This is a genomic window from Enterobacter sp. RHBSTW-00975 (assembly GCF_013615235.1).
GTDB classification, from domain to species: domain Bacteria; phylum Pseudomonadota; class Gammaproteobacteria; order Enterobacterales; family Enterobacteriaceae; genus Enterobacter; species Enterobacter ludwigii.
This window is the reverse complement of sequence record NZ_CP055883.1, coordinates 3,224,713-3,234,472: the sequence shown is the minus strand read 5'-3', so window position 1 is coordinate 3,234,472 and position 9,760 is coordinate 3,224,713. Positions and strand designations below refer to the sequence as shown.

Below are 9,760 nucleotides of genomic sequence, written 5' to 3'. Positions count from 1 at the left end.
CCGTTAATTAAACCATGCGCCGAGCGGTAAGGTCACATCCAGCAGGCGGTCAAAGGCAAACCACAGCAAGATCCCCATTACCGCGCCGGAAATCCCCGCCGCCGGGAGGGTGGCGTTAAACAGCATGCCGATCACCATCGTCAGGATGGCGGTTGCCACCGGAAAGCCGAGCCACTCAAAACCCCAGGCGTACATCAGCAGAACAATGACCATCACCAGCAGACGCTGCAGAATACGGCGCGGTGGCCACTCTACGGTATCCGGATGACGGAGCAGCAGGGCCACCGAGCAGAGCAGCATCAGTCCAACAATGCCCATCGGGAAGGGGCGCGGCCCCACCGGTTCATAGCTGTATTCGCTGTGGATCTGCCAGGCGACGAACATCCCACCGACGCAGAGCAGCAGCCAAATCCCGGCAAAAATACGATCGCTCATACCGCCTCCGGTTATTTGGCAAGGCCAAAGGCTTTCGCCTGTTCGCGATAGTCATTGACCTGTTTTTTGACGTACTCATCCAGCGGCTTGCCGCTCAGGTTGAACTCAAACAGCCCGCGCAGATCGCGCTGCTTTTTAAACGCTTCGGTCTGCTGGAGTTTATTGAAGGTTTCGACCCACCACTGATATTCGGCATCGGTCACTTTTGGCCCGACGAAGAAACCGCGGATAATCGGCCAGACCAGGTCATAACCCTGTTCTTTTGCGGTAGGGACGTTCGCCAGCTGGCCTGGCAGACGGTTCTCAGAGAAGACCGCCAGCACGCGGATTTTATCGCCGTTCAGGTAGGGCACCATTTCACTGAGATCGCCGGATACCGCCTGAACGTGATTTCCCATCAGCGCCGTCACCGGTTCGCCGCCCCCTTCAAACGCCACGTAGCGCATCTTGTGAGGATCAACCTTCGCCTGCTGTGCCAACAGGGCGGCTTTCATCCAGTCCTGGCTGCCGATGGAGGCACCGGCGCCAATTACCACGCTGTTCGGATCTTTTTCCATGGCGGTCAGCAGGTCTTTCAGGGATTTCCACGGTGAATCCGCGCGCACGGCAATCATGCCGTAGTCGGTACCGACGGTTGCCAGCCAGCGCACATCATCCACGCCGTAGCGGCCAAATTTTCCCTGAGACAAGTTCAACAGCGAGCCACCGGAGAAAGCCACCACCGTGCTGGCTTCCGCAGGGCGTTGCGCGACAATCGCGTTGTACGCAACGGCACCCACGCCGCCGGGCATATAGGTCACGCGCATGGGTTTTGCGATAGCGCCGGTCTCCAGCATGCTGACCTGAATGAGTTTGCAGGTGAGATCGAAACCGCCGCCGGGTTTCGCCGGCGCGATGCACTCGGTGCGGGACGGGGCATCCTGCGCCTGAACGACAGAGGCACTTATCATCAATACGCTTGCAGCAAGAGTCGAAAGTAGTTGTTTTTTCATCGTTTATCCTCACGCCGGAGTTCCGGGAGTACGGGTACGGGTCTTTTTACTGATTATGTGAACCACCTTGTAGCGGTTCCGTTGCGTGATTGTTAAAACAATAACCTTTCATTTCCCTTTCAATGCGACACCAACTTTACAGGATGTGATATGCGTCTCTTACTCGCGGAAGATAATCGTGAGCTGGCTCACTGGCTGGAGAAAGCGCTGGTGCAGGAGGGCTTTGCCGTGGACTGCGTTTCTGACGGGCGCGCCGCCGACCATCTGCTGCAGGGAGAAAGCTATGCGGTTGCCATCCTGGACATCGGCATGCCCGGCTTTGACGGTCTGGAGGTCGTGCATCGTCTGCGTAAACGCGGTCAGACGCTGCCCGTCCTGTTTCTCACCGCGCGCAGCAACGTGGCGGACCGGGTGAAAGGGCTCAACGCCGGGGCGGATGATTATCTGCCGAAACCGTTTGAGCTGGAGGAGCTTGATGCGCGGCTGCGCGCCCTGTTGCGCAGAAGCGAAGGGCGAACGCAGGAGCGTCAGCGCCTTGGGGAGCTGGAATATGACGACGAAGGCTTTTTCCTGCTGCGCGACGAGCCTCTGTCGCTCACGCCACGTGAACTGTCGCTACTGAAGGTGTTGATGCATCGCCGGACCCGCCCCGTATCCCGGCAGCAGCTGTTCGATCAGGTGTTTAGCCTGAATGACGACGTTAGCCCGGAGAGTATCGATCTCTATATTCATCGTCTGCGCAAAAAGCTCAGCGGTAGCGGCGTGAGGGTTACCACCCTTCGCGGACTGGGTTATGTGCTGGAGTGCGGCGATGAGGTGGGTTAAGCCGCAGTCGCTTTACCTGCAGCTGCTGCTGTTTCTTGGGCTTCCGTTGTTGTTGCTGTGGGGGTTGTCGGCATTTAACAGCTATGTCAGCGCATTGCAGGCGGCCACGCAGGCTTACGACCGCACGCTGTTATCCTCTGCCCGAACAATATCGGAACGGCTAGAGGTTCACGACGGCAGGCTGGGCGTGAATGTTCCCTGGGTGGTGCTCGACAGCTTTGAACTCAATATGAACGACCGGCTCTATTATAAAGTGGTTGATCCCGACGGGCGGGTGATCTCGGGTTATGACGATCTGCCCCGGATGCCCCCGGCAACATCCCGTACCACGCTCTATCCGGCGCTGGCCTGGTTTTATCACACCGAATACCGCGGGCAGGCGATCCGTGTCGCGCGTCTGCTGCAGCCCGTCAATGAAGGGAATATCGTCGGCATGGCGGAGATTTATGTTGCGGAGACGCTCCAGTCCCGCCGCTATCTCGCCAGTCAGTTGCTCTTTTCATCATGGGTCTCTCAGGGATTGCTGGTGCTGCTGACCCTGGTGTTGACCGCGTGGTTGTTGCGTCGCGTACTGCGGCCAATGCGCCAGCTCTCTTCGTTGATGGTGCGTCGTGATCCAGGCCTGCTCGCGCCGCTGCCGGAGTTGTTGCCCTGGTCTGAGACCCGGCTGCTGATTGTGGCGTTCAACCGCTATATCGACAGGCTGCGCGGCGTGCTGTCGCGTCAGGAACGTTTCAACGCGGATGCCTCGCATCAGCTCAAAACCCCGCTGGCGGTGCTGAAAACCCAGGTCTCCGTTGCCCTGATGCGTCAGGATCCCGCCCTGTGGCAGGAGAGCCTGCGGGCAATGAATGCGACCCTGGATGACACCATTGTACTGACCGAACGGCTGCTGCAGCTTTCCGCTGTGAAGCGTAAGGAGCAGGGGGAGGGCCAGTTTGCGCCGGTGGATTTGGTTCAGGTGGTGCAAAACTGCTGCTTCTCCCGGCTGGCGCAGGCGCGCAGTAAAGCGATTGACCTGGGCTATGACGGTCTTCAGCAGCCGGTCATGATCGAAGGCGATGACGTGCTGCTGGGGGAGTTGTGCGCCAACCTGCTGGAGAATGCGATCAAATATACCCCTGCAGAAGGGACAGTGACCGTGTTCCTGCGAACAGATCAGGGCGCCGTTGAGCTGAGCGTGGAGGACAGTGGTCCGGGCATCGAAGAGGACCAGATCCAGCAGGCGATGCTGCCTTTCCACCGGCTGGATAACGTCGGAGATGCCGCCGGGTCAGGGATCGGGCTGGCGCTGGCCGCTGATATTGCCCGTCTGCACCGAAGTCCTTTGCAGCTGACGCGCAGCGAAACGCTGGGTGGCCTGAGCGTTAAAATGCGTTTTCTGCTGCTCACGTAAAAAAACACCGGGTATCAAATCGTTACAAACTACTCGCCTGCCGCACGCAGAGTGCTTGATCCCCGGGCGACTCAGGTTAAAATCTCGCGGTTTTGGGACTTCTCTATAAAATTGTGCGGGATCACGACAATGAAAAAAGTGGCATTAGTGGGCTTAGGCCTGATGGTTATTTCTTCGGCGGCGAACGCCATCAGCTTCAACGGCTCGGCGGGTCAGGATTATACTCACCTCGGCTTTGGCCTTGGGACCGAGACCTCCGGTCTGGCGATGACCGGCGGCTGGACACATAACGATGACGATGGCGATGCGGCAAGCCTCGGTCTGGGTCTGAACATTCCGCTTGGCCCGTTCCTGGCCACCGTGGGCGGTAAGGGGATTTACACTAACCCGAACGACGGTGATGAAGGTTACGCGGCGGCGGTAGGCGGCGGCCTGCAGTGGAAAATTGGTGATAGCTTCGGCCTGTTCGGCGAGTATTACTACTCACCGGATTCGCTCTCCAGCGGTATCGACAGCTATGAAGAAGCCAACGCGGGCGCGCGCTGGACCATCATGCGTCCGATTACGATTGAAGCAGGCTATCGCTATCTGAACCTGGCGGGTAAAGACGGCAACCGCGACAACGCACTGGCTGACGGCCCGTACGTGGGGGTCAGCGCAGGGTTCTAATCACGCCGGCGCGGCATTCTGTCGCGCCAGTTTCTCTCTTCTCCCGACATCCATTTGCGCTATAGTGTTTTGACCATATAAGCGGGAGAACACAATGATTAACGTGGAGATGTTATCCACCGGCGACGAAGTGCTGCATGGACAAATTATTGATACCAATGCTGCCTGGCTTGCCGATCTTTTCTTTGAGCAAGGATTACCGTTAACGCGCCGCAATACGGTGGGCGACAATCTTGAGTCACTGGTGAATGTGCTGCGCGAGCGTAGCGAACACGCCGACGTGTTGATTGTGAACGGCGGGCTCGGTCCCACCAGCGACGATCTCAGCGCCCTGGCCGCCGCGACCGCAAAAGGTGAAGGGCTGGTGCTGCATGAAGAGTGGCTGGCGCAGATGGAGCGTTTCTTCTCAGAACGTGGCCGTGTTATGGCACCCAGCAACCGCAAGCAGGCGGAAATTCCCGCCAGCGCCGAACTGGTCGATAACCCCGTGGGTACCGCGTGTGGGTTTGCCATTACGCTGAACCGCTGCCTGATGTTCTTCACGCCGGGCGTACCGTCAGAATTTAAAGTGATGGTCGAGCAGCAGATCCTGCCGCGCCTTCGCGAACGTTTTACCCTGCCTGAGCCTCCGCTCTGCCTGCGTCTGACCACGTTTGGCCGCTCCGAAAGCGATCTGGCCCAGAGTCTTGATCATCTCTCCCTGCCACCCGGTGTCTCAATGGGCTACCGCTCCTCCATGCCTATCATTGAACTCAAGCTGACAGGACCGGCCTCAGAGAAGGCGGCGATGCTGGCGCTCTGGCCGGAGGTGCAGCGCGTCGCAGGTGAAAGCCTGATCTTTGAAGGCACCGAGGGGCTGCCGGCGCAGATTGCGTCACATCTGCAGTCTCGGCAGCTGAGCGTGACCTTAAGCGAACAGTTCACCGGCGGCCTGCTGGCGCTACAGCTGTCGCGCGCCAGTGCGCCGCTGTTGGCCAGTGAAGTGGTGCCGTTCCAGCAGGAAACGCTGGCGCAGACCGCGCGCTGGGCTTCGGAAAGAAGGGTGAAACATTTTGCTGGCCTGGCGCTGTTTGTGGGGGGGCTGGATGAGGAACATCTCAACTTTGCGCTGGCGACGCCGGAAGGCACGTATGCTTTGCGGGTTAAAATGAGCATTACTCGCCACAGTCTGGCGGTACGTCAGGAGGTCTGCGCCATGATGGCGCTGAACATGCTGCGCCGCTGGCTGAAGGGTAAAGAGGTGGCCAGCGAGCACGGCTGGATTAATGTTGTCGAATCGCTGTTTGTTGAGTGATGCCTTTGCCGGGGCGTTTTGCCCCGGCACGGTTTAGCCCAGCGCCTTCGCCAGCAGAGTGATCGGATGCTCGCAGCGCTTGCTGGTAGACATCTCTATCTGCCACTTGCAGGTTTCGCAGTCGGTGACCACGATGTCTGCGCCACTCTCTTCAATCTGGCGAAACAGCGGGGCGCCGATCGCCTGTGACGTTTCGTAGTTTTCTCGCTTAAAGCCGTAAGTGCCCGCGATGCCGCAGCAGCGCGAGTCCAGCACCGTCAGCTCCAGCCCCGGAATGAGCCGCAACAGCTCAAGCGTATAGAGCGACCAGCCCATTTTCTCCATATGACACGGTGTGTGATACACCACTTTCAGCGGTAGTTCCCGCAGCGGCAGCGTCTGCCCGCTGTCCAGTTTGCGCCACAGGAAACGCGTCGCCAGCTCAATGTGCTCGCGCAGACCGGTGTTATCCACGTCCAGCAGGTGCGGATACTCATCACGCAGGGTGAAGGTACAGGTGGACGAGGTGGCCAGCACCGGAATTCCTTTATCAACGATGGCCTCGCGCAGGGACGTGACGTTGCTTTTGGCTTGTTTGCGCGCCTTATTGGTAAAACCGTTGGCAATCAACGGCACACCGCAGCACTTCTCTTTATTCAGGAGCTGCACGCCGGTCCCCATCGCGTTGAGTACCTTCAGCAGATCTTTTCCCAGTTGCGGGTGGTTGTAGTTGACATAGCAGCCGTGGAAGAACACGACCTGATCGGTGTACTGCGCCTGTTCCGCTGCCACGGATGTATACCAGCGTCGGAAGGTACCGTGAGAGTATTTTGGCAGGCTGCGGTGGTGGTCTATCTTCAGCGTCGCATCCAGCAGTTTTCGCACCGGCTTGAGAGACGTTGCAGCATTCACCAGCGGGGCAAAAGGCGTGGAGACACTGCCCATCAGGTCGGTGTGACTCAGGATCGCATCGCGCAGGGACGGCTTTTGCGTGCTGTAACGCGCGCGGGCTCGCTGGATGATATCGCCGATTTTCACGTCCGACGGACAGGCCACTTCGCAACGTTTACAGTTGATGCAGTATTTCAGCGCCTCATCGTACAGCGCACCGTCTTTAAGACGCAGGCGCTCGCCGTCAGGTCCGGCCTGTTTCGGGCCCGGGTAGCGCGGATTCACACCGCTGACCGGGCAGACGGTGGTACAAACTGTGCATTTGATGCAGCTTTCAAACCGGGTATCGTTCATTGCTCAGCCTCCATGCGCTGGCCAATTTGCTCTGCCACATACAGCGCCGTGATGGCGCAGACCCCGCCGCCGCAACCCTGAGCGATGGGATCGTATCCCCCCAGAAGAGAGCCAATGGCATAGAGATTACTGACCGGCTGACCAGAAAGTTGCGGGTGCAGTTGCTTATCGACAATCACGCCGAACTGCTGCCAGGGTTGTGGGGTGAAGAAATCACTCTGATACCAGTCCGCGCGGGAGGGCGTTTGCCGGACATCCAGCCCCATAATGGCCTCCTGGATGCCGTCCCGACGGCTCAGCAGCCCGTTGCTGAAGAAACTGCCGCTTGCCAGCACCGTATAACGCGCGCGAAGCGGAATATCAGCGTGATTACGCGTCCAGACTTCGCTCACCGAACCATCCGTCAGGGTGATTTTTTTCACCTCGTCACCCGCCATCCACACGCCACCCTGAGCGATAAACCGCCGCTGAAGCTGGGTATGCAGGCGAATGCCGGGAACAGAAGGGGGAAGCGTCGGCAGCAGGCCAAGCGAGCAGGGCAGGCGATCCGAGAGCCAGCGCCAGAGCCGGTTGTCGCTTAAGCCAAAGCAGGCGGGCATAAACAGCGTGTCGCAACCTTCGGCCAGCGGCCGGAGCGCGGCATACAGCAGCGGCCATTTATCGTCGTTATCGAGAAAACGGGCAATATTCACCGCGCGAAACTCGCTCGGGTTGTCGCGCAGGACGTCAAGCTCAGGAAGCTCTATCTCAGCCGTGTGTGCGTTCACGCCCTGGCGACAGAGCGATGCCGCAGCGAGGTGGGGCTGAAAATCAAGAAAACCGCTAATACCCACGACCAGGACCCGTCCTGCGTTGAAGGGGGCAACAGGCACCTCTTCCGGGCTGAGCCAGGCAGAGCGCAGGGTGCCGAGCGGAGTAACCCGATGATGATTTTTCCGGGCGTTACCCTGCAGCCGTGCGCCGCACTCGGCCAGAAGGGTTTCGGCTTCATGGGCGAAGCGGTCGACGGTGTCTCTGCCCGTCAGGTTATAGGGATGCTCTGGCGGCAGGGCATCGCGATATGCCTCATCCAGCAGATCCAGCGAACCCGACGAGAAGTGCAGTGCGCTCTGGCCCCGGGTGATGATGGCGCAGCGCAGCCCCTGCTTCGTTAGCCTGATACCACAGAGCAGACCCGCCAGCCCACCACCGACAATCACGGTATCAAATTTCATCCTGTTGCTCCTTCTCAAGACCGCACAGCCCCTGGTAGACCCAGCGGGTAAACTCGCTTTCACGCAGTGCATCACCCCAGGCGACAGGCTGAATGCCTTTCCAGCGTTCGTTCAGGAAATCACTGAGTTGTGCCAGCGACTGGGTGGCAGTGGTGGTATGAAAACGTTGTAACAACCCGGCGGCACGGCAGGCGCACAGCTCACCCTGGCAGGTGCCCATGCCCACGCGGGTGCGCCGACGTAAATCAAGCAGGCTGTTGACGGTCAGATTCTCCACGGCGTATTGCACTTCACCCGCCGTGACGGCTTCGCATTCACACACCAGGCTACGGCTCAGCCGTCCTTCCCCCAGCCAGACCGGCGTGCGGTCTCCGTGGCGATAGATGGCGGAACCGCGCAGGGGGGCGGAAAGGGAGATGATTTTTTGCAGCGTTTTCTCGGTGGACTGACGCGAGCCGGGCAGAGGTTGCTCTGCAGTCACACACCGTTCGCTATTACCCAGCTTGCGGCAGACGGCATCGGTTGCCCACTCGGCCATCAGGCGGTAGGTCATCAGCTTGCCGCCGGTGATGGTGATAAACCCGTCCAGGCCATCGCGCGCGGCGTGGTCGAGCAGCACGATGCCACGGCTGACGTTGCGCCCGCTCGGGTCGTTATCGCTCGCCACCAGAGGGCGCACGCCAGCATAGGCGCGAAGAATTCGGGTCTGCGCCATCACAGGGGCCAGCTTTTCCCCTTCGCGCAGCAGGATATCCACCTCGTCGGCGGTCACGCGGTTGTAATCAATCTCGCTATAGTCCACGTGGGTTGAGGTGGTGCCGATAAGCGAAATGGTATCGCCCGGCACCAGGATGTCGGCATCAGAAGGTTTGCGGCAGCGGTTGATCACGTGGTTGTTAATGCGGTGGTCGAGGATCAGCAGCGAGCCTTTTGCCGGGAACATGCGCACAGACAGCTCGGCGTACTCCGCGATGCGTTGCCCCCAGATCCCCGCCGCGTTGACCACCACGGCGGCGTACAGTTCGCCATGCTCCTTATACTGCGTATCAAAAACACGTACGCCGCAGACGCGGTTCCCTTCACGGATAAGCCCGGTCACTTCCTGCCCGGTCAGAACCTGTGCGCCATGTTCACGGGCGTCCAGCATGTTCGCGGCGGTCAGGCGGAAAGGGTCAACCGTACCGTCCGGGACCTTCACCGCACCGATAAGGGCCGGGTTGACAGACGGTTCCAGGCGACGCGCGAGTTCGGGGTCGATGACGTCAGCCTCAATCCCTGCAGCGCGGCAGGCGGTCACAAAGGTTGGCTGAAATGAGAGATCGTCTTCGGGAAGCGTAATGAACAGACCGTTGGTCGGTTCAATGCAGTGGCGGGCAATGCGTCTGAGGATCTGGTTTTCAGCAATGCATTCCCGCGCGGATTCGGGGTCGGTCACCGCGTAACGGGCACCACTGTGTAGCAGACCATGATTGCGCCCGGTTGCGCCCGTCGCAATGTCATGGCGCTCCAGAAGCGTGACGCTCAGCCCACGCAGGGCGCAGTCGCGTGCGATGCCGGCGCCGGTCGCGCCACCGCCAATGATAATCACATCGCTGTAGCGAGGATCGTGAATTGTCATTGTTATCCCTCTGTGTTCGTTTTTTACCATTTAGCCACATCAAAACTGTGGTTTGTTTGATTTCGAACATAAACGAACGAAATTCGAAAGTGA

At 59.3% G+C, this 9,760-nt stretch carries 9 protein-coding genes; 4 read left to right on the top strand and 5 right to left on the bottom strand.

What is annotated here, in order from left to right:
• Window positions 1-3 precede the first annotated feature (3 nt).
• On the bottom strand, window positions 4-435 hold the full coding sequence (locus HV340_RS15505) for a tripartite tricarboxylate transporter TctB family protein (RefSeq protein ID WP_020883153.1): 432 nt from the start codon (window positions 433-435) through the stop codon (window positions 4-6).
• An 11-nt stretch (window positions 436-446) separates the two neighbouring features.
• The gene (locus HV340_RS15500; protein WP_063924734.1) at window positions 447-1,427 is read right to left on the bottom strand and encodes a tripartite tricarboxylate transporter substrate binding protein; all 981 of its coding nucleotides are present in this window, start codon (window positions 1,425-1,427) and stop codon (window positions 447-449) included.
• A gap of 150 nt (window positions 1,428-1,577) precedes the next feature.
• On the opposite strand from HV340_RS15500, the gene tctD reads away from it, so the two are divergent.
• From tctD to HV340_RS15480, 4 genes are all read left to right on the top strand, one after another.
• Window positions 1,578-2,252: a transcriptional regulator TctD gene (tctD, locus tag HV340_RS15495; RefSeq protein ID WP_014170976.1), complete on the top strand. Its 675-nt coding sequence runs from the start codon at window positions 1,578-1,580 to the stop codon at window positions 2,250-2,252.
• On the top strand, window positions 2,239-3,648 hold the full coding sequence (locus HV340_RS15490) for a sensor histidine kinase (protein ID WP_047356563.1): 1,410 nt from the start codon (window positions 2,239-2,241) through the stop codon (window positions 3,646-3,648). The genes tctD and HV340_RS15490 overlap by 14 nt, the downstream gene beginning before the upstream one ends.
• A gap of 129 nt (window positions 3,649-3,777) precedes the next feature.
• Entirely contained in the window at window positions 3,778-4,317 is a 540-nt protein-coding gene (locus tag HV340_RS15485) for a YfaZ family outer membrane protein (RefSeq protein WP_059306756.1), read from the top strand.
• 94 nt (window positions 4,318-4,411) lie between these two features.
• Window positions 4,412-5,611 (top strand): nicotinamide mononucleotide deamidase-related protein YfaY, encoded by a 1,200-nt coding sequence (locus HV340_RS15480; RefSeq protein ID WP_014170973.1) that lies wholly within the window; start codon window positions 4,412-4,414, stop codon window positions 5,609-5,611.
• A 33-nt stretch (window positions 5,612-5,644) separates the two neighbouring features.
• Here the strand turns inward: HV340_RS15480 and glpC are convergent, their stop codons facing one another.
• Genes glpC through glpA form a run of 3 tightly spaced genes read right to left on the bottom strand, consistent with a single transcriptional unit; the run spans window position 5,645 to window position 9,667 of the window.
• The gene (gene glpC, locus HV340_RS15475) at window positions 5,645-6,835 is read right to left on the bottom strand and encodes an anaerobic glycerol-3-phosphate dehydrogenase subunit GlpC (protein ID WP_063924735.1); all 1,191 of its coding nucleotides are present in this window, start codon (window positions 6,833-6,835) and stop codon (window positions 5,645-5,647) included.
• Complete coding sequence (glpB, locus tag HV340_RS15470; RefSeq protein ID WP_047742954.1) at window positions 6,832-8,049, bottom strand: glycerol-3-phosphate dehydrogenase subunit GlpB; 1,218 nt, start codon at window positions 8,047-8,049, stop codon at window positions 6,832-6,834. Before glpB ends, glpC begins: the two co-directional genes overlap by 4 nt.
• The gene (gene glpA, locus HV340_RS15465) at window positions 8,039-9,667 is read right to left on the bottom strand and encodes an anaerobic glycerol-3-phosphate dehydrogenase subunit A (RefSeq protein WP_032678599.1); all 1,629 of its coding nucleotides are present in this window, start codon (window positions 9,665-9,667) and stop codon (window positions 8,039-8,041) included. The genes glpB and glpA overlap by 11 nt, the downstream gene beginning before the upstream one ends.
• Window positions 9,668-9,760: the final 93 nt, after the last annotated feature.